The sequence below is a fragment of the Enterobacter sp. PL_is511 genome (assembly GCF_055816065.1).
Map to the genome: position 1 here is coordinate 251,304 of NZ_JBVPGP010000020.1, position 23,897 is coordinate 275,200.

Genomic DNA, 23,897 nt, shown 5'->3' on the forward strand with positions numbered 1-23,897 from the left:
TGTGTCGCGCAGGCGCGATGCAATGCCGTTGGTGGAGGGATAACACAACATACAAAAAAGCCCTCCGGGTGGAGGGCTTCGTTTATTCTGGTCTTTCCGGCCACTCAATATCCGGTGCCGCAGAGGTGTCGATCGCGTTCAGCGACTGAATGTATTTCATCCATATAATCAGGCTGGCCTTGTCATCATCGCTGATAATGCCGAGCTGCAGCTCGGTTTGCCACAGGCTGATAGCGCTTTGCGCCTCTGACAGCAGCGCGGATTTTTTCTGTTCTGCCTCCTTAACCTGACCGCTTTTCTGCGCGTTCTTATCCGTGACCCATTCGCTACCGTTCCAGCGGTCATAGGGGGTCGACGGTGCAATCGTAGTTACGCCGACGGCATAGTCACCGGGCGCGGTAATTTTGACTGGCTGACCGGTTTTCGTGTCATAAACCGTCTCACCGCGGTGGTCTGCGACGTACTCCCACCCGTCAAGGCTGGCCGCGCGGCACACCGCGAAACCCTCCTTTTTTTCGACCGGTGCATCGGTGCAGGAATTAGCAGGAATACCCACGCCCACGGCCAGAAACTCGACAGACGAAGCCAGATATTCGCGAGTTTCACCGTCATAGTTATAAACGGTCATGTCACCGGCTTTAGTGGTAATGCCTTGTTTGTTCAGTGTTGCTTTCGCCATTATGCCGCCCTCACGATGTAGTTAAATGCAATATTGCGCGGTCGGTTTTCCGAGGCGGTAGGTACGACTCTCGACGCGTCAAAGTTAACATTCCTTGCTGAACCACCACCGGCAGCATCTTCTGACGCCGGGCCATTGGTCGTATTTACGAATACACCCGTTGTTGCGGCAGAAACATTAAATCGAATGTCAGTTATTGAGCCGGTAATATTTCTGATGGCGTCTCCCTGACTGCTTAACAACGACCTTCCGGCATCAACGCCGCGCCCGTCATCCCAGCCTCGCAGAAACTCACCGCGCAAATCAGGCAGGTTTCCTGAAGGGTAAATGACGCCCAGCTTTGGATATTTCGCCTTATCGAAAGCCGCACCGTTGCATTTCAGCCAGCCCTCCGGCGGTGTTGCCTGCGGCCACGGCAGCGGAAAACCAACCGGAATGTATTTATCAATATCCGCCGTTTTGAGGTATTGCGTGTGCGGGTCTGCAGCGGCGAGGTGTGCGGCCAGCAGATTATCGGCATAGGCTTTCACCTCGATAGCCTTGTCCTCGACATACTGGCGCGTTGCCAGCACTACCGACGGGTCGATTTTCAGGGTAATCGCCGACGTGCTCGACACAATCAGAATCATGCGAATGGTCTGCGTGCGGCCGCTCCCCTCCTGCAGCTGCGGCTTGTAGGTCTCCGGGCAGTTTGCCACGGCAATCAGAATCCCCTCATCATCGTAGAGGCCAATCTCGCGGATCCAGAAACCGCCCTCATTCTCCGGAATAATCTGTTCCGCGATAATCTGGCTGGTATTGGCCGGGTCAACGTTCAGCAGGTTCAGCGGCGCGATGCGCTTCTGGTTAATGAGCTTCGTCTGCGACGGGTCCGGGGTCGGCAGCGTACCATTCGCATCGCCGACGGCCATCTGCGTCAGGTTTAGTCTGGTACCGAGTGCCGCCGCGTTCGCCAGCCGCGCCGCGCCCTGATTGGTCAGAATGGCAAAATATTTTGCGGTCATGCGTTCACTCTCAGGTTATCAATCAAATGGATGGCCGAGGCCGGGTAATATTCACCGCCGACGACAATTTCCTCGGGGGTGTAGGGGTAAACGGTGAGCGCGTCGCCGTCGTAGCATCCCGCGCCGATGTACAGCTCGCCGGTCGCACTCAGGCTGATAGCAAGCCCCGTCAGGTGGCGGCTTGCCGGTTTGGCATCTTCAATCAGGCGCTCGAGCTCCTGATACATTTCGTCAGTGATGCCGCTGTCGAGTACGCCGACAACGAGGCGGAAAGTGCCAGGCTCCTCGTTGAGCTGCCACCACTCGCGCACCTCAATCAGAAAGCCGAGCGGCTCGACCACCCGACGCAATGCGCTGATGGTGCCTTTGTGCTGATGGACGAAAAACGACGACGCGCAGACGCTGCGCTTTGTCGCCTCCGGCCACTTCTCATCCCACCGGTCGACCGACAGCGCCCACGCCAGATACGGCAGCAGGTTTACCGGGCAGGTGCGCCAGTTCCACAGGGTGCGCAACGGTACCGGCACGCGCTGAATGTCAGCGAGCGCGGCAGCGGCGGCGACCTCCAGCTGCGACGAGCCAACGGGTAACAGCCGGTCACTCATCCGAGCCCCCGATAGTTATCTGGTACTCGGTACAGTTCGACGCCTGCGACTTACTCAGCACAATGTCGGCCTGCGGTGATGCCAGCTCGACACGCTGCACCCCCTCAACATGCAGCACCGCATAAATGGCTGACAGGCGGATATCACGCCCGAGGCGGTGCTGCGTGCTGATATAGCTCTGCAGCTTCTGCTCTGATGCCTGCCTGATGGGCTCAGATTCGGGACCGGGGTAAACGTAGAGCGTCGCGTCAATCTGGTACGGCACAATCTCGGCTGACTGAACGGTCACACGGTCAGCCACCGGTCGCACATCTTCGGCGTTCAGTGCTTTTTCAACGATTGTCAGTAACTCAGGGCTCGCGGTGCCGTCACCCTCACGGGATAACACGGTAATCGTCACGCAGGCGGGCGACGGGCTTTCGACCGACACGTCGGCGACCCGTCCGTCAGCGCTGCGGCCGTGATACTCATATGCGCCAACCGGACCCGCCACGCTTAATCCTTCAAAAGCCTGTTGTGCGCGCAATCGCAGGTCAGCATCTGATTCCATAACGGCAGGCGTCGGTGGGATGGTGGTGTCATCCGCCGGGGTGATGGTCAGGCGTTCGGTATTATTGTTTCCGGCCACGACGTCGAGGTCGCGACCGGTTGAATAGGCCAGCGTTACCGCCTGCGCGGCTTCATTCACACGCTGACGCCAGATAACTTCACGGTAGGCGTTTTCCTGCAGCAGCTTCACAATCGGCTCTGACTCAAGTGCCAGCGTCCGGGCGATAGCCTCCTGCTGATTTTCGGGATAAAGCGAAATTAGCGTCGCAATGCGTTCGGCAAGAATGGTTTCAAAGTCCAGTTCTTCCACCACATCGGGAACGGGTAACTGATTCAGGTCAACGGTTGCCATAGTGATTAGCTCAGTGGAATGGTGATGGAAAATGACTGGCCGCCGGTCGAACGGGTGCCGGTGATGTCGACATACAGCCCGCCGTCGGTCTCCGACCGTTCAAAGGTAATGGTCGAGAGGTCTACGCGTGGCTCCCACTTCTGGATCGCGGAATAGCACGCGGCCATAATCTGCAGGCGCAGCGCCGGGGTCTGCGGCTGGTCAATCATCTGCGACAGGAGCGAGCCGTATTCACGACGCATGACACGCGAGCCTACCGGCGTGACCAGAATGTCGCGCACGCTTTGCCGGATATGCTCAACCTCAGAGACACTGAGGCCGGTCTGGCTGTTCATTCCCAGATAACGCACCGTCATTGCGTCCCCTTAGTCCAGCTTCCGCCGCTCTGTACGTTGCCGTGTGCGTGGTTATCCACCTGCACGCCGTTTGAGGTCAGCGTCCCGCCGGTGTGCTCAATGTTCCCGCTCATCGTCCCGCCTTTCAGCACTTCGAGCGTGCCGGTCGTCAGCTTGTTGGTGCATACCACCTCCGGCGTATCGAGCGTGATGCGGGTAGAGGCTTTCACCAGCACTACCGGTACGGTGGCAGTAATGGAATCCGACGCAATGACGTCAGCGGTTTTGATGCCTGACACGGTGAGCGCACCGTTTTCGGGCTCGTATTCAATTACCGCTCCGTCAGGAAAAGACACATGAAGCGCATCAGGGGAGGCAGACGGCGCGGGATTGTCATCAGAGAAAATGCCGGGCAGCACAAAGGCCGTATCGAGTTCCCCCCCGATCGCCAGCAAAAGCACCTGCTCGCCAACAGACGGAGCCCACCATACTCGCGAGCGAGCGGCGCGACAGGTAAGCCAGTTCAGCCAGGTGGTTTCCATGCCACCGGTCTGGACACGACAAAGCCCCTCGTCGTGGTCGACGTCGGTGACGACGCCAGTGCGGATAAGGTTGCGGATCGCGCGAGCGATTTCCTGCAGAGAATTTAGATTATTCATGGGGAAATGATGACGAAGAGCAGGAATTCTGACTACGTACAAGAGTTCTTTGAACGCTCCTACAACGAAGCGCCATCACTCCCCCCCCTAAAAAAGTCAAATCCGAAATTTTTACTAAAGCGTTGCAATTTTTCCAATGTCGATATCTCACCCAGTAAAAACTCATCTTGATCTTTTAAAAGATCATTCGTTAATATTGATACATTCAACCCTTCTTTAATTGGTAACAAGTATTATCAAATCTTGCCAATATTTAAACTTACAAGGACATTTGCATGCAAAATGATGAATTACATTTTTCTGAAAACATAGAACTAGATGTTGATGTTTACATTGATGATAACTTCATCACCAAAGGTGTATTTATTATAAAGAGCAACGCCGTACCTTTTTTAAGCTTTGATTTCCCAGGAATGCTTGAATTAAAAAGAACCAAGAGCTTTAAAGGCACCGAATCAGTGATAAGCTGCTCTCACAAAAATGATGTCTTCCTCCTGCACTCATGCAGCATACATTCCAACTGCATATACCCTAAATTCATCATTAAAAACAATACTCATCACTCGTATTCCAAAATATACATATCCATACCAGGTCTATTTACTTTCTTTAATGGTCCAAATGGATTTCATGCAGAAAACGACAGGCTGAGCAAGAAAATAAAAAGTGAATTTCTTAATGCAAAATTCAAACATAATGATGCAGAGTACGAACTAACTATCTCCCACAACTTTGCTATCTCCCATAATGAAAATGACACCACAATATCTGAGGATTCAACAGTTTGCATTGAAAAAAATAATGGTACACTCTCCCTTGAAGAAGCACAGAAACTATCAATACGGATGGTTAATTTTTTCTCACTAATCTTGGGTGCGGGCCTCTCCATTAAATACGTTTCACTAGGTAGCGAGAATAACATTTACTCTCCTTTTTATTTCCCATATCGATATTCAGATGCTAACAATATAACCTATCAAGCCAAGGCATTAATAACCCACCCATTAAACATAACCAATGAACAGTGGGCTTTAATTTTTAAAAATTATTTTTCAGATGAAAATTCACCTGAATTTCAAAATGTATGGACTAGACTCGTTAGCATGCATTCTTACAATGGTTACTGGGAATATAAAATACTGGGACTCGCAAGCATTTTAGATATTTACAGCCAACAACTAGTTGATAGCAATGCAAAAGTTAGAATCCCCCCATCCAAAATGAAAGAGATAAAAAAAGATCTAATTTCTTTGCTAGATGAAAAAGCAAAACTTTTGGATCTAAATAACCCCACTAACAAGATAATACTAGACTCACTCAGCAAGCATATAATAAACTTCAAAAACACCATCACGCCAAATTTTCAAGAGCGATATCAATACGCTTTAAAAACCATCAATAATGATTTATTGGAGATTATAAACTTCACAGAGCAGGACTTCGTCACAATAAAAAAAATTAGAGATGCTGCTGCACATGGCATACCTATAGAGTTCACATCAGATAAAGGAAAGGACAACTCCCCCAGCAAGATAAATATTTTGCTAAACAAATTAGCATTACTACTTACATGTTTAGCATTTAAAAAGTTAGGCATCACGGAAAAGCATTTTGCAAAAATGATATCAGCCTCACATAACAATATAAAAATGAATGCTCTTCTCGATGAGATGAAATTGGATATTTACATAGGAGAAGGCAAGGTGATCGATGTTGATTACGATACCTTTTCAAAAATGAGTAATGTATTTGCCTTTGACTTTCCAGTCTTAGAAAATAAAAAAACAAACAGCCTTAGTTTTTTCGATCCGGAGTTGATTGACAGAATGGAATATTTTAGAAATTCAAGAGGCCGTTCGTTCTCTACAGAGAGTTTTTGCAATTATATATATGAAAACTACCATTTGGATGGCATATTTTGCCTTGAAATTATCGGCAAGCTCTATTGCAAGTATAAAGATAAAACGATAATTGCTTATAACTCACCTTGGATATCATTTAAAAAATAGACAACATCACAAGGAACATCATAGCAAATGGGTGTTTGCAATATATTCAAACACCCACTTCAAGTAATAACATTGTTAATTAAAGCTATTAATTACCAAATCTCGAATGAGTATTTCATCTTCAAAACTGAAACCAAGTAACGGACGTTCCGCGTACTGAACCTCCTTACCATGTGTGGTTGGTCTGTCTTTTAGTCCGTACTGGTGTATCTGCGCTATACGCTGTACTTTGCCGGTAAATTCCACCACCGCGCTGTTTTCACGTCCAGTGGCTTTCATGTAGCGGCTTGTACGGAGTTTCTGGAACATTGCCCGTTTAATCCTCCCGCTCTTAGCCCTTAAAGGCTGACGCTTTCGCGCCTGATACGGTGAGCCGTCCGGGGCTTTTTGCTGTTTGATGCGTTGCTGTTGCGACTTGCGCATCTCCTTTGCAATCTCTCCGGCCAGCTTCCGGCGCGCTGCAGGTGACAGGGCAGCGATCAGACCATTGAGCCTGTCATCAAAGGGCTTAAATTCACTCATCCCATTTACTCGCCAACTCCCCGTCAAGATAGAGCTCTTTTGGTGGGGTTACGGGTTCCGGCAGCGGAGGCTCAGGGGCATAGCTCACGTGCAGCGCGCCGTTCTCCTCTTTGATGAGGGTTCGCTCGGTGAGCTGCAGGCTGATACTGATATCGACGCTGTCCCCGTCGTTCAAATCCATCTGGAAACGGTAGCCCTTTTTGCGGTCGTCATCGAGCGTGCAGATATCCGGCTGGTTTTCCCTGAGCCATGCGGCCACCGGCACGAAAATCAGGTCAGGGTCGCCCACAAAGTCACACACGATCACATTCAGGGTATAAATTTTCTCGTGCGACAGCGAGGCCGCGAGACGCGCATCGATATTCCCCTCATCGGCAAAGATACGCATCATTTCGGGGTTTGTTTCAAGCTGCGGGACGGCTTTAATCAGCGCTTCGCGCAGGCTGCGTGCTTTCTTCATCGAGTTTATCCTGACAGTCTTTGACGGTTTCAACCTGCAGCGCGCAGGCGGCGAGCGCGTGCTCAAGCCTGCGAATATCGGCGCTCAGGTCGCCATTAGTGGCCGGGTCGCTTCCCGGCATCGGGCAATAGCTCACCGTCGGGCAGGCGCTGTAAACAATGACCGGCGGAGGCGCAACCGGCGCGGGTGTGCAGCCGACGCACAACATCAGGCAGCTCAGCGCTGTACCAGCGGCGTAGGGTTTCATTCTCATTTATCAGCCTCGTAATGGTTTCTTCACGCCGCACGGCCATTGCACCGGCGGCCAGCAGTTCGCCGCGTAGACTGACCTGCGCGGTTTCATTTCGCCTGGCAATTCCCTGCGAAACGGAAAGCTGATTTTTCAGCATTCCGATCGCGGTTTTTTGTTCCGTGGCGACCCTGTTCGCCCGTTCAAACGAGCGCGTCAGGTTGCCGTTTTCATGACGCTGCCAGAGCACAACCGCAATAAGCGCGGCCAGTAAAAACAACATCACTTTCATTGAATCCCCCTGAGGCAGTAGGCACGCTCGCGCGCGCGGCGGTTTTCCAGCCCCTTGTTAATTTCGCCATTCACATAAACCCAGCTGGTGAGCTGGTCGCACGCCTGCGGCCATTGCTGGCGTTTGATAAACGAGACAAGCGTCGACCGGCAGGCCGCGCCGGTTCCCACGTTGAATGAGAAACTGACCAGCGCGTCGTAAACGTGCTGCGGCATTTTCACCGGCGCGCATACGGCCAGATGTTTCTCGACGTTCAGCACATCCGCGACAAGGTTCGCCGCCGCCTGCCGTTCGGTGATTTCTCCCTTCGGCACGACGCCTGCAGTGTGGCCGATGCCCGACGTCCACACTCCCGCGCTGCACTGGTAAGGCGTAAGGCGACAACCTTCGAGGTCGGCAATCACCGCCAGCCCCCCGGGCGAGGTGTTAAGCAGACGAAAGTCAGGCATCAGCGCTGCCAGCGCCAGCACGGCGGCCACACTGCATTTTTTAACGATTGATTTCACGAATAGCCCCTTTATCGAGTCCGAGCGATGTCAGATAGAGGTACGTTTTGCGCTTAAACCAGTAGTTCGTCAGCGCAGTAAAAATGGCGCATCCGCCGCCCACGTATAACGCCATCTTTTCGGGGGACATTGCCCCGACATACGCCAGCCCCACGGCCAGCCAGTAGGCAATAAACGTGGTGATTTTTTCCATACTCAGTCCCATAGATTCACCGTTTCGGTTCTGGCCGCGCTCTCGGTCTCGGGCAGCTCTATTGCCGTGCCGTGCGGCAGGATCACACCGAGCTCAGACAGGCCGGGATTAGCCTCTAAGACGGTTTCGACCACGCCCTCAGTGCGCCCGTAGTACCGGGCGCAAATCGCGTCGAGGGTGTCGCCCTGCAGCGCATACGCTTTCATCAGATTTGCCCCACAATGCAGCGCGCTTTGTCCTGGATGCGCGCGACAGACCAGCGCATGTCCCGCCACATTTCATCGATAGTGCTGTCGATGCTGTCGGCTTTTTTGTCCCCTTTGGCGGTCGCATCCACGCCGCGAAAACGCTCATAAAGCGTGGCCGTCGTCATCGAGCACACGGCGTTGAAATAGTGGAAAACGCGCACGCTCTCGCCGTCGAGTTTGTCCGTCGGGACATCCGCCAGCGTGGCGTAACCGGCATCGAGCTGACTTTCGCGCCAGTCGCTCAGCTCCGCGTTAGTCTCCGCAATGGCGGTCTTAATCGCCCGGCGCAGGCGCACGGGGGAAACGGTCTGCTCTAAACGCATTTCTTCCCGCACGCGCTTCGGATCAACGTCAGGAAAAAACGGGGTGTTTTTGATTACCGGCTCGCTCACGCCCGGTGGCGGTATCACCACGCCCGGCACATCCTGCGGCTCTTTTTTTGGCTCAATAATCAGCGTCGTCATGACAACCTCGGGTAATGGGTGGGCGGTGGACGCCGGTCGCAGTCAGGGCAATAAATACCCGCATTGACCGGCGTGCCGCCCGGCTCGGGGAGCGCTCGTTTAACCTGCGGCTTTTGCCGCCTTTGGTGGACGCCCGCGCCGTGCCGCTGGTTTGGCGGCAGGCTTGCGCGTGCGCGGTTTAGTCGTTTTCGGTGCCGGTTCGGGTTTTGGCCTGAGCTGGCGCTCTAGCTGCTCAATGTCTTTTCGAACACCGATGGTGCTCTCTAACTGGATCGCACGCTGCAGGTGCGCCAGCGCCTCCGGTAGTTGCTCCGCATCACGCAGCACGTAGCCGGTGATTTTGTGCAGCTTCGCACGCACGATATCGGGCATATCCGAGCGTTCAGTCAGCGCGATAGTGTCGAGCAGGTTCGCCAGACTGACCGGCTGTTTTGCCGTGAGCAGGCGCTGCGCGGCCAGTGCCACTTCTTCGGCCAGCAGGCACGGCGTCGGACGGCGACCGACCGGCATGGTGAGGCCGTAGGTCATGGCGTAACGGGCGATTTCCAGCGCCCCGGCGATATCGTCAGCATCGAGACGCCAGAGCATCACCGTCATGATGATGTCATCCTGTGTGCCTTTGCCGTTTGCGAGGACGCCAGCGACCCACGGCAGGTAGAACGGCAGCAGCTCGCGCTTTTTCGCGGCTTTGCGCTCTTTGGAGCTGATTTGTTTTAACGTGCGGTTGTCTGCGGCCAGCTTAACGAGCATCTGCTCATAGGCAGTTGCATTGCGCAGCGGGACGGCAGCCCGCTGCGCTGTTTCAGAGGCCGAGACCCGCATCATGTGACGCGCTGCGGGACTCGTCATGGCTTACTCTCCGCTTTCCGGTGCTGCAGGTGCGGTGAAGTCACCGAGCTTGATGTTTTCAATCAGGCAACCGGCGGCGTAAGCCTCGACCACGTAGTCGATATTCATTGACTCGTAGTTTTCGACGCGGTCTTTCTTAGGGTTTTCGATGATGCTGCGACGGTGCGCGTCATCCATGAAGTAGACAGACAGGTTGTCGAGACGCGTCACCATCAGCGCATCTGCCGGGAAGTAAGGCACGCGCACGGCTGGCAGGTTGCCGATGCGTTTCTGGCTGATGATGATGTCAGCGGCCAGCGACTCGGTGTTTGCCTGCTCTTTGTTGACGATCGGGAAATATTTATCCGCCATCAGCTTACGCCCGGTGATGACAACCAGCTCCGGGTCATCCTGGTAAATCTCGTCAATCAGGTTGCCGGTGGCATCCATAACCAGCGCGTCGAGGTTCGCATAGTCGCCGTTTTTACCCACGCGGATCACTTCAGAAATCACCGCACCGTCTTCGTCGGTGATTTTTGACATCACGCGCGCTGGCGCTTCATTGCGGTACTTCTGCAGCCAGCCGATCGCCACGTCCTGCAGCAGTGGATTTTTTTTACGGTCGGAGGTCGCCGCGCGCTCAATGCCGTTGAAACCGGCCATGATGAAATCGAGGGACTGACGTTTGATGATGGCGTCACGGATACGGGTCTGGAAGTCCTGGAATCGCGCCCACAGGTCGAGCTGTTTGTAGCGGATATGGAAGTCAAAGTTAATCTGGTCGCACTCGTATTTATTGGACTCCAGCGCGGTAAAGTCAGCGGTCTTACGCTCATCATCACCGGCGGTGTCGGCGGTGCTCGCAATCGTACCGTTAACGCCGACGCCGACTTTTTCGCCTTTCAGCTCGTCGACCGGCACGATGTTGATTTTGGTCAGAAACGCGGATGACATCTGCAGGGTGGTCATCAGGGTTTGCGTGACCGACGGCTCGACGGTGAATTTCTTCGCCACGTCATCGGTGGAAATACCGTTCAGCTCCGCGACGCGGGACAGGTAGGCATTAAATTTGAAGCGGGTATATTTACGCATGGTTTTTCCTGTTCGGGTAAAAGGGTTCAGGCCGGGCAACGCGCCCGGCGCGTTATCAGCAGTTGGTCAGCAGCTCGTCGCCCGTACCGCCTTTTGAAAGCTCGCGGCGAGGCTGGCGCTGGCTTTCGGTGTTATCGAGGGAGCTTTTCAGGGAGGTAAACGCCTGCGCGTTTTCATCAACTTTGCTGGTCACGTCCTGCTTAAGCAGCGCAAAAGCGGTCTCCAGCTCGGTGACGCGCTGGTCGGTGGCGTTGAGATTGGTTTGTACCTGCTCGGTAACGGTGGTCACCGCCTCATGTACATCGGCGAAACTGGCGTCATCGCTGGCCTGCTTACGGCCAAAAATGGCTTTAACCTTATCGGTCAGGTTGTTGAACATGGTGTCGGGAACGTCCTCAAACTCCAGCGCAGCCAGTGAGGCCACAGAGAAAACGTCGTCCGGCTGGTCTTTTTTACCGGCGAGCGGGTTCTGCGCGGCGCGGCTGCAGAATTCGAGGTATTCCGTGCCGAGGCTTGCCGGGTCATCGGTGACGGCCAGCCCGATGAGGTAGCACTTGCCGCTGTTCGAGAAGTTCGGGCGGATCTCCATGGAGGTGTAAACCTTCTGCCCGGCACGCACCATGCTGACCAGCTCGTCAAGCGGGGCAATTTTGGCAAACAGCGCCTTTTTGCCGTTGAGGACAGAGTCATCACTGATAATCTCCGCCTTAAGCTCGGTTACATCGCCATAGCGTTTAAACGGACTGTCAGGCATCAGCCCCCGGATATGTTCGAGGTTAATGCGGCAGCCGTAGACGCGGGGGTCGAACGTGTCGGCCATATCCTGAATGTCATCGCCGCTGATGACGCGGCCATCGCAGGTGTCACCCTCGACGCCGATGCGAAACCATTTAGAAACTTTCTTTGCCATTGTTCAGGTGTCCTGATGTTGGGTTTTCGGGTCGGGTTTAGTTTCCCGACTCTGACCCGTATCAGCCACCGCTTGCGCTTCTGTTAGATCTGATACAACAGGCACTTAGCGCGAATAACCCCCTATTTCCTTAGCCTTGCCACGTCACACCAAAAACGAGGCAAGCATGACCATTTCAACTGACCTTTCTCTGTTAAATGACCCGCGACGACAGGCGCGGCTGTTGTACTGGCAGGGGTTCGCCGTGCCGCAAATCTGCGACATGCTGCAGCTCAAGCGCCCGACCGTGCAGAGCTGGAAACAGCGAGATGGATGGGAAGAAACCGCGCCGATTAACCGCGTGGAATCGACATTAGAGGCGCGGCTTATCCAGCTCTACGCTAAGCCAGACCTGACCGCGCATGACTTCAAAGTCGCGGATTTTTTGTCGCGCCAGATGGAGCGGCTCGCGCGCGTTAACCGCTACGGCCAGACCGGAAACGAGGTGGATTTAAACCCCAATATCGCCAGCCGCAACAAAGGGGATCGCAAAAAGCCGAAACGAAATTATTTCAGCGAGGAGGCTATCGGGAAGCTGGAGGAGATTTTCTTCGACCAGTCGTTTGACTATCAGCTCCGCTGGCATAAAGCGGGGTTAGAGCACCGCATCCGCCACATCCTGAAATCGCGACAGATTGGCGCGACGTTCTACTTTGCGCGCGAGTCCCTCCTGCGTGCGCTCAAAACCGGGCAAAACCAGATATTTTTATCGGCCAGTAAAACGCAGGCTTACGTGTTCCGTAAGTACATCATCGCCTTTGCCCGTCTGGTTGACGTCGACCTGTCAGGCGACCCGATCGTCATCGGCAACAATGGCGCTGAGCTGATTTTTCTCGGGACCAATTCCAACACCGCGCAGAGCCACAACGGCGACCTGTATGTCGATGAAATTTTCTGGATCCCCAATTTCCAGAAGCTGCGCAAAGTCGCCTCGGGCATGGCCTCGCAGTCGCACCTGCGCACCACCTATTTTTCGACGCCGTCGACGCTGGCGCACGGCGCGTACCCGTTCTGGTCAGGCGAGCTGTTTAACCGTGGCCGCAGCAACCGCGACGAACGTGTCGACATCGATATCAGTCATCAGGCGCTCGCCGGTGGCATGCTGTGCGGTGACGGCCAGTGGCGGCAGATCGTCACCATTGAGGACGCGCTCGCCGGTGGCTGCACCTTGTTTAACCTCGACCAGCTTAAGCAGGAAAACAGCGCGGATGACTTCCGTAACCTGTTTATGTGCGAGTTCGTTGACGATAAGGCATCGGTATTCCCGTTCGAGGAGCTGCAGCGCTGCATGGTCGATGCGATGGAAGAATGGGAGGACTTCGAGCCGTTCGCTGACCGTCCGTTTAACTGGCGTCCTGTCTGGATTGGCTATGATCCGTCACACACCGGCGACAGCGCCGGGTGCGCGGTACTGGCTCCGCCGCTGGTTGCCGGTGGCAAGTTCCGCATCCTTGAGCGTCATCAGTGGAAAGGCATGGACTTTGCCGCACAGGCCGAGGCCATCCGGGCGCTGACCGAGAAATACACCGTCGACTACATCGGCATCGATGCGACCGGCATCGGCCAGGGTGTTTACCAGCTCGTGCGCTCATTCTTCCCGGCGGCGCGCGCCATCCGCTACACGCCGGAAATGAAAACCGCAATGGTGCTGAAAGCAAAAGACACCATCAGGCGCGGGTGTCTGGAATATGACGCTGGGGCGACCGACATCACGCAGTCATTTATGGCTATCCGCAAAACCATGACCAGCAGTGGCCGCAGCGCCACCTACGAAGCCAGCCGCAGCGAGGAAGCCAGCCACGCGGATATCGCATGGGCGACCATGCACGCCCTGCTAAACGAGCCGCTTTCCGCCGGTAGCGGTATGCAATCAAGTTCAATTCTGGATATTAACTAAGATGAAAAAACGCCAAAAGAAACAGCCAAAACAGACCAGCATGACCGCCAGCGCCCCGCAGAAAATGGAGGCGTTCACCTTTGGTGAGCCGTCACCCGTTCTGGATCGTCGCGACATCCTCGACTATGTCGAGTGCATCAATAACGGCAAGTGGTACGAGCCGCCGGTCAACTTCTCCGGGCTGGCAAAAAGCCTGCGCGCCGCCGTGCACCACAGCTCCCCGATTTACGTAAAGCGCAACATTCTGACCAGTACCTTTATCCCGCACCCGTTGCTGTCTCGTCAGGACTTCAGCCGCCTTGTGCTTGATTATCTGGTGTTTGCCAACGGCTATCTCGAAAAGCGCATGAGCGTGACCGGCCAGCTCTTTAAACTGGAAACCTCCCCGGCCAAATACACCCGCCGTGGTGTCGAGGATGGCGTTTACTGGTACGTGTCGAGCTTTACCCACCCGCACCAGTTCGCCCCAGGTTCGGTGTTTCATCTGCTTGAGCCTGATATCAATCAGGAGCTCTACGGGATGCCGGAATACCTGAGCGCGCTCAATTCTGCCTGGCTGAATGAATCCGCCACGCTGTTTCGTCGCAAGTATTACCAGAACGGCGCACACGCGGGCTACATCATGTACGTGACCGACGCGGCGCAGAGCAGTACCGACGTTGAGGCACTGCGCTCCGCGATGCGCGACTCGAAAGGACTCGGGAATTTTAAAAACCTGTTTTTCTACGCCCCGAACGGAAAGCCGGATGGCATCAAGATCGTGCCGTTGAGTGAAGTCGCCACGAAGGATGATTTTTTTAACATCAAGAAGGTGAGCGCCGCTGACCTGCTCGATGCGCACCGCGTGCCGTTCCAGCTCATGGGCGGCAAGCCTGAAAATATCGGCTCGATGGGCGATATCGAGAAGGTGGCACGGGTGTTTGTGCGTAACGAGCTGACGCCGCTGCAGGAGCGTTTCAAAGAGATAAACGATTGGTTAGGAATGGAGGTGATCCGCTTTAAGGATTACAGCATCGAGACCGACTAAACCCGCCCAAAATGCCGCCTCCGGGCGGCACATCCTCAGAGCAAGCCAGACGCCGCACACGCGACGCAAGCGCCCCGACATGACCTTGACCGACTTCACATCTCAGCGCGCCACCACGACGCGCACAGACGCGTAAAATAAAACCTGTCACCACGTCTGGCGCGCAGTGCTATCCCCGCCTCGCCTGCCCGCTTCAGGGGTCACTTTTGATGCAGTTGCACGACCACCGTCAGACCGCGTCAGCGTTGGCTGGGCGCGACAAGAGTAGGCAAATTTGACACATGCAAAACCATGCACCTTATGCATGCACTACTGCAATACTCAAAAAGACTAAGAGTAAATCCATGTATTTAAGATTTAAATTGTTCATTCAAAGCTTGGTACATATCCTTAACCTGAGCTTTCGTGGGCAAATCCTCATCAATGATCGCCTGATACATTTCCTTGGTCTCATCATCAAGTTTTGAAAAGTCTATCTTTTTCTTTTTAAATCTATACAAACGCCACATTACTATATATTTAAGAAGCAACCCATAACCAGCTGAAATGATTAATGGCAGCGTCAAGGAAATAAAAACAACCGACTGGTAATATATTGCTGGAGAAAGAAACGAATCTAATGCAGACTTATACTTAACACCAATAAAAAAAGAAACCACTATGTTAAAAAACAAAGTCAGCAAAAACACATTCAGCGTATGTTTTTTCATGCGCGAATGCCTCCACACTCCGTTAAAAATCTATCCGGGTCAGCATTATACTCAGAAACCATCTTATCCAATTCACTCATAGCCACAACCCCTGTTAAAATCATTTTCATCACAGTACCAGTAATGTGTGATGAGCCGACTTCCTTAACAAACACCGAGTGCCTAATAGGTATTTCGACCAGATCAGCATCCTCGCGATATACATACACAGCACCCAAGTCAGAATGCATATTTGCGTAATTAATAATTTTATACTTAGAAAAAGCCTCAACATTGCTGACATTTAATTTCGTAGCAAAAGTCACTGTAAAATCAGAGGCAACGGAACTATAGATAACATCATCTTCATTATCGCTATTTAACTTCTTAACCAACTTATTGTTAAATGTAATGTAAAAAGTCGACCCCTTCCATTTAACCAACAATGCACCATCTGTTCTTTCATGATTTTTAATTATCTCGAAACCTTTTTCTATAGAAATTACTGATAAAACGTCATTCCGCGAAAGAAACATACTCACCTCAATTAATTAATCCTGCCTACGATTAGCACCCTATAGCTAACATGTGGAAAGTATTGCATAAATTAGCAATCACAAAAATAGCTAACTTACAATATAACGCCTCAATTTCTCGTTGTTCAACCCCGGCAGCACCGAAAGCAAGTTTCAGCACTGGCGACGTTTCTTATGGTCAACGCGGTGGCGAATTGAACGACCCGCGTGCCGCTGGAAATGTGTCAGTTTTGGGATTATTGATTTCGACAATCCTGCTGTAATTATCTCTTACGATTTCGGCGCCCCGACCAGCTCAGAGGGTGTCAGATTCTCATTAACCATAATTTGTTGCAGACGCTGAACAACAGCCATCAGCCGGAGACTCTTGCGCGAATGCAACAGCGGCACCGGGCGCATAACTGGTAATGAATGCATCAGTCATCCCCCCACGCATCATGCCATGTATCCGCAACACTGCGACCAGACTCATAATCTTCGCGCCATGCTTCAGCATCTGAAGCGCTACCGTCGCGCAGTTCCGCATAATCCATCAGTTGCTTATGCCAATCATCAAAGCTTGCAGTTCGTTTTGTGGAAGCAAAATCAGCCTTTTAAATCACCTTTACATGCTTGGTGAGAATCCCGGCCACTCATCAGCGACCGGATAAGAGAATTTTTGCCCGTCAAATGTCACGGTTGCGCCACGTGCCAGCGCCTGAAGTTCCCAGCGCTGCGGCGTGATGCCCTGTTGCGCCAGATCGAAGCGGATGCGCGGAATCTGCGCCCGTTCGGCCTTCGTCATTCGCCCTGATGGCGCTACCTGATGTGGTTTTAATGGCTCGCCGCTTCTTTGCTGGCGATTTAGGCGCGGGGCGTCGTGTTTTAACGTACCTCTGAGCGCCGTCACGACTTCGGGGTCATCCCATGCGATAACCCCGCCATCAATGAGATTTAACACCGCTGCGGCTTGCTCAGACGGTGTAGGCGTCATATCCGTGTCGGCTTCGTTGGTAGACAGCCCACAGTTATTGACAGGACTCCGAGGCGCGGCAATGCCGCTTTTTAAAGTCAAAGGCTCAACGGCCAAAAGCTTAGGAACGATGCGCCATTCGGCTGTCCGGGTTACATGAACCAGCTCAGAGCCTAAGTGTGGGGCGTAGATGCCCACGACTCTCTCTATATCCTCTTCGAAGGCATTGACCTCGTCAGTCACGTTACGAGCCACACGGACGGTCTGGCTATCACGTGGAACATTCGCCCCACCCTGCGCTGCGATATACAGGTCAAACTCACCTTCATCAGCTGCAGCTCTGGCCGCCTCGACACGCTCATCAAATTCATCAGCGATACTCACACCACTGGGCAGTTTGCGCAGCTCTCGATATGCTCCCATCGTCGGCAGGCCAATAGATTTAAATTGCGGGATGCGCCATGTTGACGCCCATGCGGTTACAGCTGCTGCTGTATCGGTGAGAGGCTTGCCGGTGTCGTGATCGATCTGACCATCGAGCGCGTAACCATCAATATTCTTCGCAATGTACTTTGCGATGTAACCAGCTGCACCACCTCGATTGAGGTGCTTCGCTTCAAAGCGCCGTGCTGTAGCGCCCTTTTCATCGCCATCCTCTTTTAAGGCATAACGACGCATGATTTCGGTAATGTTTTTGCGTTGCTCTGGTTTGCAAAAAAGCATCATGTGCCAGTGTGGTGTTCCGTCATGATGCGGCTCAACCACGCGCATCCCGTAGACCTGCAGATCGTTATCTTTAAAAGCTGTGCGCATCAGGCTCCAGATTCTGCATAAATACCGCTGTCCATCCTTAGGCGTAAAGGCGGTTTCATTCCATCCGTGATTAAGCTGCACCGTCTTTTTGTCGCCCTTTCCAACCTGACGTGTCGGGTGATACTTCGACGGCGTGGTGATGGTGATAAACATCCCGACGTCACCCTGACCGGCCGCATAGCGCTCAATACCTGCGATAGTATTCATCAGTTCCATACGACGGATTTCGGGGTTTGAAATACTTCCCATGACTTTGCTGATGAGATCGATGCGCTCACCTGTGACTTTGTTTTCCAGCTCGCACGACTTCAAGTATTCGAGATTAGCCTGACGGCGAGAATGCACATCGCGGATCGCCGTTTTACTAGCGTATGGGGAGCGGTCTTTGTTCACCTCACCGGCGGCAATCAGCAAGGCCTCGTGCCAGCGCATACGCTGCCCCTTAAACTGGTTAATCCACCATTCATCGTTAATCAGACGAGCGATAGTGGAAAATGCCTGGCGGATCGTGATTTGCCCTTTACGGTATTTCTTCCAGAACATTGGGGTGATGTTGAATGCACGAGCTGCACCGGCAACGTGACCATATAAGTGCGCCTGCGCTTCATCGGTGAAAAGGGTTTCTTTACCGCCGTGAGCATCTGCCCATGCATCGCTAAGTTCCTCATAAGCAACATAGAGCTGCGAAGCGATACGGGCAGCAAATTTTTTGAGCTCTTTGTCACTCATACCCGCTAAACGTGAATAGTTTTCGCGCTCGCTTAAAAAGAGAAGAGATGCAGTCTCGTTCATTCCGTTTAACTGATTGACTCGCTCAAGACGCGGCCCCACCCTTTGCTCAACGGTGTTCTTGAGGAAATAGAGACCATGAAGTGGGCTTTTAGTACGACGGATGAAGTCATACCGCGAGTTAAACAACGTTTTTAAGACATATGGCAGGCGATTAACTTTACCTAAAACACCTTGCACCTGACGGAATTCGCCACGTGTAAGGGGTCTGTCGCGGCCGATTGCAGAGCGTGGGGCATTCCAGGGATAAGCACCGACGAATGTATCGTCGGTGTGCTTCGAGAAAGGCGTTGGTGGCGAGGGAGCGATGCGCCCTTTACATGGGCTGCTCACTCACACACGCCCGCATAAATGCTACTGCATACGCTTAAGTCATTTGATGCACCCAATAGATCAAATTGAGTTCCTCCGTGGGTAGTCATTGCCCAGTCACGGTATGTCTGTATGCCGTAACCATCGACAGTTACAACATTAATTCGCTTCTCCGCTCGCTTCGGATCTTGAGTTGAAGGGAAGAAAACAGCATTGCCCCTACGGGAGCATTCCGCAACGAGCCGTTCCCACTCCGACACACGGGCGATTTCTTCAGGCCATCTTGCGAAAATTTCTGCAAGTTCAGATTTCCTGACATTGACGCAAGGCATACACCCGACTCGCCCACATCCTTGCAAATAAAGAGGATTAGGTTTGATGCCGTGGCGTTTTGCGATGGCAAAAACCTCCTCATGCTTCCATTGAAGGATCGGGCGATAAACATGCAAACCCGGTGTATTGTCTGCATCCTCTTCCCATTCAGACAAAGCAGCTCGCGCAGGCGACTCCTGAGCCCGCACTCCTTGCCACATAACCACCTCATCGAAATCATTAAGCGCGGGCCCGACAACCTGGGTTTTGACAGGCTCGTGTTTCAGTTCGAACGTGCAAAATTTTGCTTTTGTGGAGGGAAATCGACCTTTCCACATAGCCAAATCTAAGAAAGGAATTCCAGTTGGTTGAAGTAATGACAATGCGCGTTGAATACGAAACGCAGCTTCATCCCTAGTGAAACCGCACTCTTCGACAAGAGAAACAGGCCATCGCTCAGCTATAAAATCCCGCTTCCCCTGTATGCGTTTAGAGAAATCAGCCTTTACACGAATAATATTCCCAAGGCGATTCTCCAGATAATCAAGATAATCCATCGTCTGAGGGTGTTCATGGCCGGTATCGGCAAACACAACACGAAAAGGAATGCCGTTCTCTATTGCTAAGAGCCAATCAGCTAAACTATCTTTCCCGCCAGAAACTGTGACTATGTTGATTGTGTTATCAGCTAAGCATCGAGCATCAATCGTCATTTGCGAGTGTTCCCTTTAGAAAAGCAAGCGCTGCACTCTTGACCAATGCGTTCGATTTGATAGCCCAATTCTGCAAAGCTGCTCGCTTCACCTGTCAAAATATCGTGGAGAATCAGACCTGAAACGAGTTTAGGGACAGTTGGGTAGTAACCCACAACGTCCAACCATTCCTTACCTTCATTCTTCCCGGATGTAGCGGTCTTTTTTTCCTGCAAAATGAATTGATAGCGGTCACTAGTGATGACGTATTGGTTATTAATCTCGATGCGTATGCTCATTTTTGCTTCCTGTTAAAAGTGATTAGCCAGCTCTACCGAAAATTGAGTTGTGTAACTTTTCCGACTCCTGGCCTAATAACTCGATAATCTCGGTGCGATTAAGTTCTGACTTACTGATGTACGCGATAAGTCCGTCAAACTGCGAAGAGAAGCGGGTCGCCGTGTCGCGCTGTGCCTCGCTTACTGCCTGCGCCAGATGTGCCGAATACATTCCCCGCTGCGCTGTATTTTGTTTTTGCATTTGCCTATCTCCGGACAAGAGGAGTCCCCACGCTGTAAGGCGCGTAATAAAACGAATCCAGATTAATTAATGTAAATACTGCTCAGGTTTTACTGAGGTTAAAATGGTTGGTGCGTACTCAAAAAGGCTGAACAACTCTCGCAAAGCGCGGAAAAGTTTGTCACGCCAATAACAGTCCTCCTCATTCAAACGCCAGTGCGGCATCATAAATTCCTGCTCTGTCAGTCCCGCATGAAGAAACAATGAGCGTCTTTGGCTTACAGTCAGGCGGCTGATGAAAGTTGCTTTTGAGGTGCCAAGTTGGCGATACCGGGTGAATGCATTTCTCAATTCATCAAGCGCGCAAACAAGACGCTCACGATCGGCTTCGGTCATTTCCTCTAAGCGCATGACAGAGTGACGCTGTTTTAATTGAGCGTGGAAACAAACCGTAAGACGCTCCCGCTCCATCATCTGATTGTAAAAATCGCAAGTGTCTTGCCAGCGAGGCTGAGCCAGATACTTGCAGACCAGACCGCGAAGTGCTGTTGGTTGCTTCTGGATCACATCAAGTGTCATGACCGTCATAACCACAGCCCTCTCTTTTTGACCAGGCGGCGAAGCTTCTCGATAACACCCGTCTTACGGGTTCGGATGATGATGCCCTTGCGTCCGCGACCGTGAGTGATAGTGAAGTTGGTAGGTTTAGGGCTTTCTCTTCGAAGCAACTGTGCAATACAGCGAGGTTCATTATTCATACTGGCTCCCCTAATCCGAGCCACATCAGCCAACCGTCTCTAATTTCCTTCGGGCGGCTGTCATAGGCCATCTTCATGCCCTTATTCCACGCTGGAAGATAAACCCAATATTCCCCTGCACGCCCACTCGTCGACTGCGGATCGGTCATCTCAACAACAGGTAACTTGCCCTTCTCAATCATACCTTTAACCGCTGCAGGAGTTTTTCCAATAAGACGGGCAAACTCCTGATACGGGACCGCATCCGTGCTACTTACAAGCTGGTTGTTCATCTGTTACGATTCTCCTTTAGTGCATTTAATTGCTCATAAAGGGCTTTAATTGCCTATAGCCAAAACCCACTAATAAGGAATTTATTTCCTTATAAGGGAATAATCATCGTATGGAGGATTCATGTCAACCCCGATAAATGAAAAAATCAAACTCATCAGGGAGTCAGAACGATTAAATAGAAAGGAAATCAGTGAGTTAACCGGAATAGCATATGGTTCATTTTGTGGATACGAAGCTGGGGATAAAAAACCGGGTGTCGAGCCCATAATGAGAATCCTTCAACATCCTCGTTTCACCAAGTACACCTTATGGTTTATGACTGACCAAATAGCACCTGAAGCTGGGCAAATTGCACCGGCTCTCGCGCACTTTGGGCAGCAGACAACAACGTCACCCCACTCAGACCAGAAAACTGGCTAACCATTTACGGCGCTTTTTTGTGCAGCAAATGCACAGTGAGTTTTTGCTATTTAAATCAGGAAATTGAAGTACGCAGTTACATCATCGGGAGGCTTTATGTCTGTTAAAAAGCTCGATGATGGTCGATATGAAGTGGACATTAGACCGAGCGGGCGTAACGGAAAACGCATCCGTCGGAAGTTCGACAAGAAAAGCGAGGCGATGGCTTTTGAAAAGCACACTCAATATAACCATCACTCAAAGGAATGGCTCTCAAAACCAACGGACAAACGCCAATTGTCAGAACTGAAAGAGTTGTGGTGGAAGCTGAAAGGTAAACATGAGGAGCACGGTCAATCGTATCTCAGGAAAATTGAGCGTTTCGAAACGATGACCGGAAACCCGTGCGCTTTCCAGATCACCAAGAGCCTGATAACGCAATATTGTGCTCAACGTCGGGGTGAAGGTATTAAGCCAACTACCATCAACCGTGACCTGATCACACTAGGTGGAATGTTCACAACCCTGATTGAGTCAGAACTGTATAACGGTGAGCATCCATTCAGGGGATTCAAAAAACTGAAAGAGCAGACTGCCGAAACGGGCTATCTCACTCTTGAGGAAATTGACGCCTTACTTGCTGCGCTCTCAGGTGATAATCGTAAAATTGCGGTTTTGTGTTTGAGTACCGGGGCAAGATGGGGAGAAGCTGCGCGGTTGAAGGCGGAGAACGTGATTCATAACCGGGTGTCTTTCGTTAAGACGAAAACCAACACACCCCGCACGGTCCCGATCTCTGATGACGTTGCGGCTTATGTTGTAGGCAAAACACGAGGTTTTCTGTTTCCTGACGCCAGTTATGCTGAATTCAGGCGAATCCTCAAAGAAGTTAAGCCCGACTTACCGGCGGGGCAAGCAACACATGCTCTACGACACTCTTTCGCCACGCACTTTATGATTAACGGGGGCAATATCATCACACTGCAGAGGATCTTAGGTCATACGAAAATTGCGCAGACAATGGTCTATGCGCACTTCGCTCCTCAGTATCTGCAGGACGCGATTTCGCTTAACCCGCTGAAGGGTGCTAATGGTGGTAAGAGTGTCCACAATGTGTCCACACCCTAGCCGCTTTTTATGGCTTTTGGCTGCTAGTAGTAAAACGTGAAGCCTTGTCTGGCGCGGCTTTCCAGCTACGCCAGACATTAAAAAGGCTCCCGCAGGAGCCTTTCATCAATCAATGCAACGACGCTAACCTCGCCGCAAACCCGACAAACAGCAGCCCTATCAGCCCGTTTCCCAGCTTTGCCAGTTTCTTTTTCGTTTTGAGATAACGCGTGACAAACGCACCGGAGAAGATCAGGAAGCTCATGTACATGAAGCTTATCAACTCAAGCGTCGTCGCGAGGATAAGGAAAGAGGTGCCGGTGCTCTGTGCGTTCACGTCAATAAACTGAACGAAGAACGATACGTAGAACAGAATCGCTTTTGGATTGGTCAGGCTCAATACCAGCGAACGTTTCATGATCATACTGGCAGGTTCGGGGCCGCTCTCATGCGCGTTTTTCTGACGGTTCACCACCGACCAGAGCATTTTGCCCCCCAGCCACAGCAGATAGAAGGCTCCGAGATAGCGCACGATGTTAAACAGCACCGGCGTGGTCTGGATTAATGCTGCGACACCCGCCCAGGCCAGAAACATCAGAACCGCATCACCGATAAACACGCCTGTGGCGGCGAGATACCCTTTTTTAACGCCGTGACCAATCCCGGTTTTGAGCACAAACAGGGTATTCGGCCCCGGTACCAGCACGATAAAAAATGCGCCTACAACATACGTCCAGAAATTCAGTACGCCAAACTCCGCAAACACTTCTTCTCCCTCCTTTTGCTCAATACAGCAGGAATAGCGCTGCAAATACGCTACTCCTAAAAATCAGACGCTACAAAATCA

General features: G+C 52.1%; 31 protein-coding genes and 1 pseudogene. 5 read left to right on the forward strand and 27 right to left on the reverse strand.

All coding sequences use genetic code 11. The features are described from left to right. Positions 1 to 82: 82 nt before the first annotated feature. From AC0TN7_RS08845 to AC0TN7_RS08870, 6 genes are read right to left on the reverse strand one after another with little or no spacing between them, the layout of a single operon-like run. The gene (locus tag AC0TN7_RS08845) at positions 83 to 679 is read right to left on the reverse strand and encodes a tail fiber assembly protein (RefSeq protein ID WP_370976777.1); all 597 of its coding nucleotides are present in this window, start codon (positions 677 to 679) and stop codon (positions 83 to 85) included. Beyond that, positions 679 to 1,683, reverse strand: coding sequence for a phage tail-collar fiber domain-containing protein (locus tag AC0TN7_RS08850; RefSeq protein WP_370976776.1), 1,005 nt, complete (start codon positions 1,681 to 1,683; stop codon positions 679 to 681). Before AC0TN7_RS08850 ends, AC0TN7_RS08845 begins: the two co-directional genes overlap by 1 nt. Then, the gene (locus AC0TN7_RS08855) at positions 1,680 to 2,288 is read right to left on the reverse strand and encodes a phage tail protein I (RefSeq protein ID WP_473702078.1); all 609 of its coding nucleotides are present in this window, start codon (positions 2,286 to 2,288) and stop codon (positions 1,680 to 1,682) included. Before AC0TN7_RS08855 ends, AC0TN7_RS08850 begins: the two co-directional genes overlap by 4 nt. Further along, positions 2,281 to 3,189: a baseplate assembly protein gene (locus AC0TN7_RS08860; protein WP_370976774.1), complete on the reverse strand. Its 909-nt coding sequence runs from the start codon at positions 3,187 to 3,189 to the stop codon at positions 2,281 to 2,283. Before AC0TN7_RS08860 ends, AC0TN7_RS08855 begins: the two co-directional genes overlap by 8 nt. Before the next feature lie 5 nt (positions 3,190 to 3,194). Beyond that, positions 3,195 to 3,545: a GPW/gp25 family protein gene (locus AC0TN7_RS08865; RefSeq protein ID WP_473702079.1), complete on the reverse strand. Its 351-nt coding sequence runs from the start codon at positions 3,543 to 3,545 to the stop codon at positions 3,195 to 3,197. Further along, positions 3,542 to 4,183: a phage baseplate assembly protein V gene (locus tag AC0TN7_RS08870; protein ID WP_473702080.1), complete on the reverse strand. Its 642-nt coding sequence runs from the start codon at positions 4,181 to 4,183 to the stop codon at positions 3,542 to 3,544. The genes AC0TN7_RS08865 and AC0TN7_RS08870 overlap by 4 nt, the downstream gene beginning before the upstream one ends. Before the next feature lie 275 nt (positions 4,184 to 4,458). Here AC0TN7_RS08870 and AC0TN7_RS08875 point away from each other — a divergent pair, with 275 nt between their 5' ends. Then, positions 4,459 to 6,192: a HEPN domain-containing protein gene (locus AC0TN7_RS08875; RefSeq protein ID WP_473702081.1), complete on the forward strand. Its 1,734-nt coding sequence runs from the start codon at positions 4,459 to 4,461 to the stop codon at positions 6,190 to 6,192. A gap of 75 nt (positions 6,193 to 6,267) precedes the next feature. On the opposite strand, the gene AC0TN7_RS08880 is transcribed toward AC0TN7_RS08875, so the two are convergent. From AC0TN7_RS08880 to AC0TN7_RS08930, 11 genes are all read right to left on the reverse strand, one after another. Continuing rightward, complete coding sequence (locus tag AC0TN7_RS08880) at positions 6,268 to 6,714, reverse strand: phage virion morphogenesis protein (protein ID WP_473702082.1); 447 nt, start codon at positions 6,712 to 6,714, stop codon at positions 6,268 to 6,270. Further along, positions 6,707 to 7,174 carry a phage tail protein gene (locus tag AC0TN7_RS08885; protein ID WP_473702083.1) on the reverse strand — a complete coding sequence of 156 codons (468 nt, stop codon included), beginning with the start codon at positions 7,172 to 7,174 and terminating at the stop codon, positions 6,707 to 6,709. The genes AC0TN7_RS08880 and AC0TN7_RS08885 overlap by 8 nt, the downstream gene beginning before the upstream one ends. Then, positions 7,137 to 7,382, reverse strand: a complete 246-nt coding sequence (lysC, locus tag AC0TN7_RS08890; protein ID WP_473702084.1) for an Rz1-like lysis system protein LysC — start codon at positions 7,380 to 7,382, stop codon at positions 7,137 to 7,139. The genes AC0TN7_RS08885 and lysC overlap by 38 nt, the downstream gene beginning before the upstream one ends. Next, complete coding sequence (gene lysB, locus AC0TN7_RS08895) at positions 7,270 to 7,695, reverse strand: Rz-like lysis system protein LysB (RefSeq protein ID WP_473702085.1); 426 nt, start codon at positions 7,693 to 7,695, stop codon at positions 7,270 to 7,272. Before lysB ends, lysC begins: the two co-directional genes overlap by 113 nt. Further along, the gene (locus AC0TN7_RS08900) at positions 7,692 to 8,201 is read right to left on the reverse strand and encodes a lysozyme (protein WP_473702086.1); all 510 of its coding nucleotides are present in this window, start codon (positions 8,199 to 8,201) and stop codon (positions 7,692 to 7,694) included. Before AC0TN7_RS08900 ends, lysB begins: the two co-directional genes overlap by 4 nt. After that, entirely contained in the window at positions 8,185 to 8,406 is a 222-nt protein-coding gene (locus AC0TN7_RS08905) for a hypothetical protein (RefSeq protein ID WP_001354073.1), read from the reverse strand. Before AC0TN7_RS08905 ends, AC0TN7_RS08900 begins: the two co-directional genes overlap by 17 nt. Further along, positions 8,397 to 8,600 (reverse strand): tail protein X, encoded by a 204-nt coding sequence (locus AC0TN7_RS08910; RefSeq protein ID WP_023209074.1) that lies wholly within the window; start codon positions 8,598 to 8,600, stop codon positions 8,397 to 8,399. The genes AC0TN7_RS08905 and AC0TN7_RS08910 overlap by 10 nt, the downstream gene beginning before the upstream one ends. Beyond that, positions 8,600 to 9,106 carry a head completion/stabilization protein gene (locus tag AC0TN7_RS08915; protein ID WP_048979843.1) on the reverse strand — a complete coding sequence of 169 codons (507 nt, stop codon included), beginning with the start codon at positions 9,104 to 9,106 and terminating at the stop codon, positions 8,600 to 8,602. Before AC0TN7_RS08915 ends, AC0TN7_RS08910 begins: the two co-directional genes overlap by 1 nt. A gap of 99 nt (positions 9,107 to 9,205) precedes the next feature. Then, positions 9,206 to 9,955 carry a phage terminase small subunit gene (locus tag AC0TN7_RS08920; protein WP_213327780.1) on the reverse strand — a complete coding sequence of 250 codons (750 nt, stop codon included), beginning with the start codon at positions 9,953 to 9,955 and terminating at the stop codon, positions 9,206 to 9,208. 3 nt (positions 9,956 to 9,958) lie between these two features. Then, positions 9,959 to 11,026: a phage major capsid protein, P2 family gene (locus AC0TN7_RS08925; protein WP_473702087.1), complete on the reverse strand. Its 1,068-nt coding sequence runs from the start codon at positions 11,024 to 11,026 to the stop codon at positions 9,959 to 9,961. A 55-nt stretch (positions 11,027 to 11,081) separates the two neighbouring features. Beyond that, a complete protein-coding gene (locus tag AC0TN7_RS08930; RefSeq protein ID WP_473702088.1) occupies positions 11,082 to 11,936 on the reverse strand; it encodes a GPO family capsid scaffolding protein in 855 nt (284 codons plus the stop codon). A 166-nt stretch (positions 11,937 to 12,102) separates the two neighbouring features. On the opposite strand from AC0TN7_RS08930, the gene AC0TN7_RS08935 reads away from it, so the two are divergent. Together AC0TN7_RS08935 and AC0TN7_RS08940 are read left to right on the forward strand one after the other, a co-directional pair. Next, entirely contained in the window at positions 12,103 to 13,872 is a 1,770-nt protein-coding gene (locus AC0TN7_RS08935; RefSeq protein ID WP_473702089.1) for a terminase ATPase subunit family protein, read from the forward strand. Between the two features lies 1 nt (position 13,873). Next, on the forward strand, positions 13,874 to 14,899 hold the full coding sequence (locus AC0TN7_RS08940) for a phage portal protein (RefSeq protein ID WP_473702090.1): 1,026 nt from the start codon (positions 13,874 to 13,876) through the stop codon (positions 14,897 to 14,899). Between the two features lie 350 nt (positions 14,900 to 15,249). Here AC0TN7_RS08940 and AC0TN7_RS08945 read toward each other — a convergent pair whose 3' ends face one another. The 9 genes and pseudogenes from AC0TN7_RS08945 to AC0TN7_RS08985 all read right to left on the reverse strand — a co-directional run bounded on the left by AC0TN7_RS08945 (position 15,250) and on the right by AC0TN7_RS08985 (position 21,543). Beyond that, the gene (locus AC0TN7_RS08945) at positions 15,250 to 15,609 is read right to left on the reverse strand and encodes a hypothetical protein (RefSeq protein WP_473702091.1); all 360 of its coding nucleotides are present in this window, start codon (positions 15,607 to 15,609) and stop codon (positions 15,250 to 15,252) included. Continuing rightward, positions 15,606 to 16,130: a hypothetical protein gene (locus tag AC0TN7_RS08950; protein WP_473702092.1), complete on the reverse strand. Its 525-nt coding sequence runs from the start codon at positions 16,128 to 16,130 to the stop codon at positions 15,606 to 15,608. Before AC0TN7_RS08950 ends, AC0TN7_RS08945 begins: the two co-directional genes overlap by 4 nt. A 172-nt stretch (positions 16,131 to 16,302) precedes the next feature. Further along, a pseudogene (locus AC0TN7_RS08955) lies at positions 16,303 to 16,541 on the reverse strand (hypothetical protein). A gap of 187 nt (positions 16,542 to 16,728) precedes the next feature. Beyond that, on the reverse strand, positions 16,729 to 19,011 hold the full coding sequence (locus AC0TN7_RS08960) for a replication endonuclease (protein ID WP_473702093.1): 2,283 nt from the start codon (positions 19,009 to 19,011) through the stop codon (positions 16,729 to 16,731). Next, positions 19,008 to 20,015, reverse strand: a complete 1,008-nt coding sequence (locus AC0TN7_RS08965; RefSeq protein WP_049010663.1) for a phosphoadenosine phosphosulfate reductase domain-containing protein — start codon at positions 20,013 to 20,015, stop codon at positions 19,008 to 19,010. The genes AC0TN7_RS08960 and AC0TN7_RS08965 overlap by 4 nt, the downstream gene beginning before the upstream one ends. Then, complete coding sequence (locus AC0TN7_RS08970; protein WP_088208319.1) at positions 20,012 to 20,293, reverse strand: DUF5405 family protein; 282 nt, start codon at positions 20,291 to 20,293, stop codon at positions 20,012 to 20,014. Before AC0TN7_RS08970 ends, AC0TN7_RS08965 begins: the two co-directional genes overlap by 4 nt. A gap of 22 nt (positions 20,294 to 20,315) precedes the next feature. Beyond that, positions 20,316 to 20,534 (reverse strand): DUF2732 family protein, encoded by a 219-nt coding sequence (locus AC0TN7_RS08975; RefSeq protein ID WP_049010660.1) that lies wholly within the window; start codon positions 20,532 to 20,534, stop codon positions 20,316 to 20,318. 66 nt (positions 20,535 to 20,600) lie between these two features. Next, a complete protein-coding gene (locus AC0TN7_RS08980; RefSeq protein ID WP_180256425.1) occupies positions 20,601 to 21,101 on the reverse strand; it encodes a replication protein B in 501 nt (166 codons plus the stop codon). A gap of 166 nt (positions 21,102 to 21,267) precedes the next feature. Continuing rightward, complete coding sequence (locus AC0TN7_RS08985; RefSeq protein ID WP_062728682.1) at positions 21,268 to 21,543, reverse strand: regulatory phage cox family protein; 276 nt, start codon at positions 21,541 to 21,543, stop codon at positions 21,268 to 21,270. A gap of 121 nt (positions 21,544 to 21,664) precedes the next feature. Here AC0TN7_RS08985 and AC0TN7_RS08990 point away from each other — a divergent pair, with 121 nt between their 5' ends. After that, positions 21,665 to 21,964, forward strand: coding sequence for a helix-turn-helix domain-containing protein (locus tag AC0TN7_RS08990; RefSeq protein WP_000106733.1), 300 nt, complete (start codon positions 21,665 to 21,667; stop codon positions 21,962 to 21,964). 96 nt (positions 21,965 to 22,060) lie between these two features. Then, positions 22,061 to 23,071 carry a phage integrase gene (locus tag AC0TN7_RS08995; RefSeq protein ID WP_088208317.1) on the forward strand — a complete coding sequence of 337 codons (1,011 nt, stop codon included), beginning with the start codon at positions 22,061 to 22,063 and terminating at the stop codon, positions 23,069 to 23,071. Positions 23,072 to 23,180: 109 nt separating this feature from the next. Here AC0TN7_RS08995 and leuE read toward each other — a convergent pair whose 3' ends face one another. Further along, on the reverse strand, positions 23,181 to 23,816 hold the full coding sequence (leuE, locus tag AC0TN7_RS09000) for a leucine efflux protein LeuE (RefSeq protein ID WP_023312092.1): 636 nt from the start codon (positions 23,814 to 23,816) through the stop codon (positions 23,181 to 23,183). Positions 23,817 to 23,897: the final 81 nt, after the last annotated feature.

Coding starts and splice junctions, on each gene's coding strand:
- AC0TN7_RS08845 (WP_370976777.1), bottom strand. CDS start 679: ATGGCGAAAGCAACACTGAACAAACAAGGCATTACCACTAAAGCCGGT.
- AC0TN7_RS08850 (WP_370976776.1), bottom strand. CDS start 1,683: ATGACCGCAAAATATTTTGCCATTCTGACCAATCAGGGCGCGGCGCGG.
- AC0TN7_RS08855 (WP_473702078.1), bottom strand. CDS start 2,288: ATGAGTGACCGGCTGTTACCCGTTGGCTCGTCGCAGCTGGAGGTCGCC.
- AC0TN7_RS08860 (WP_370976774.1), bottom strand. CDS start 3,189: ATGGCAACCGTTGACCTGAATCAGTTACCCGTTCCCGATGTGGTGGAA.
- AC0TN7_RS08865 (WP_473702079.1), bottom strand. CDS start 3,545: ATGACGGTGCGTTATCTGGGAATGAACAGCCAGACCGGCCTCAGTGTC.
- AC0TN7_RS08870 (WP_473702080.1), bottom strand. CDS start 4,183: ATGAATAATCTAAATTCTCTGCAGGAAATCGCTCGCGCGATCCGCAAC.
- AC0TN7_RS08875 (WP_473702081.1), top strand. CDS start 4,459: ATGCAAAATGATGAATTACATTTTTCTGAAAACATAGAACTAGATGTT.
- AC0TN7_RS08880 (WP_473702082.1), bottom strand. CDS start 6,714: ATGAGTGAATTTAAGCCCTTTGATGACAGGCTCAATGGTCTGATCGCT.
- AC0TN7_RS08885 (WP_473702083.1), bottom strand. CDS start 7,174: ATGAAGAAAGCACGCAGCCTGCGCGAAGCGCTGATTAAAGCCGTCCCG.
- lysC (WP_473702084.1), bottom strand. CDS start 7,382: ATGTTGTGCGTCGGCTGCACACCCGCGCCGGTTGCGCCTCCGCCGGTC.
- lysB (WP_473702085.1), bottom strand. CDS start 7,695: ATGAAAGTGATGTTGTTTTTACTGGCCGCGCTTATTGCGGTTGTGCTC.
- AC0TN7_RS08905 (WP_001354073.1), bottom strand. CDS start 8,406: ATGGGACTGAGTATGGAAAAAATCACCACGTTTATTGCCTACTGGCTG.
- AC0TN7_RS08910 (WP_023209074.1), bottom strand. CDS start 8,600: ATGAAAGCGTATGCGCTGCAGGGCGACACCCTCGACGCGATTTGCGCC.
- AC0TN7_RS08915 (WP_048979843.1), bottom strand. CDS start 9,106: ATGACGACGCTGATTATTGAGCCAAAAAAAGAGCCGCAGGATGTGCCG.
- AC0TN7_RS08920 (WP_213327780.1), bottom strand. CDS start 9,955: ATGACGAGTCCCGCAGCGCGTCACATGATGCGGGTCTCGGCCTCTGAA.
- AC0TN7_RS08925 (WP_473702087.1), bottom strand. CDS start 11,026: ATGCGTAAATATACCCGCTTCAAATTTAATGCCTACCTGTCCCGCGTC.
- AC0TN7_RS08930 (WP_473702088.1), bottom strand. CDS start 11,936: ATGGCAAAGAAAGTTTCTAAATGGTTTCGCATCGGCGTCGAGGGTGAC.
- AC0TN7_RS08935 (WP_473702089.1), top strand. CDS start 12,103: ATGACCATTTCAACTGACCTTTCTCTGTTAAATGACCCGCGACGACAG.
- AC0TN7_RS08940 (WP_473702090.1), top strand. CDS start 13,874: ATGAAAAAACGCCAAAAGAAACAGCCAAAACAGACCAGCATGACCGCC.
- AC0TN7_RS08945 (WP_473702091.1), bottom strand. CDS start 15,609: ATGAAAAAACATACGCTGAATGTGTTTTTGCTGACTTTGTTTTTTAAC.
- AC0TN7_RS08965 (WP_049010663.1), bottom strand. CDS start 20,015: ATGACGATTGATGCTCGATGCTTAGCTGATAACACAATCAACATAGTC.
- AC0TN7_RS08970 (WP_088208319.1), bottom strand. CDS start 20,293: ATGAGCATACGCATCGAGATTAATAACCAATACGTCATCACTAGTGAC.
- AC0TN7_RS08975 (WP_049010660.1), bottom strand. CDS start 20,534: ATGCAAAAACAAAATACAGCGCAGCGGGGAATGTATTCGGCACATCTG.
- AC0TN7_RS08980 (WP_180256425.1), bottom strand. CDS start 21,101: ATGACGGTCATGACACTTGATGTGATCCAGAAGCAACCAACAGCACTT.
- AC0TN7_RS08985 (WP_062728682.1), bottom strand. CDS start 21,543: ATGAACAACCAGCTTGTAAGTAGCACGGATGCGGTCCCGTATCAGGAG.
- AC0TN7_RS08990 (WP_000106733.1), top strand. CDS start 21,665: ATGTCAACCCCGATAAATGAAAAAATCAAACTCATCAGGGAGTCAGAA.
- AC0TN7_RS08995 (WP_088208317.1), top strand. CDS start 22,061: ATGTCTGTTAAAAAGCTCGATGATGGTCGATATGAAGTGGACATTAGA.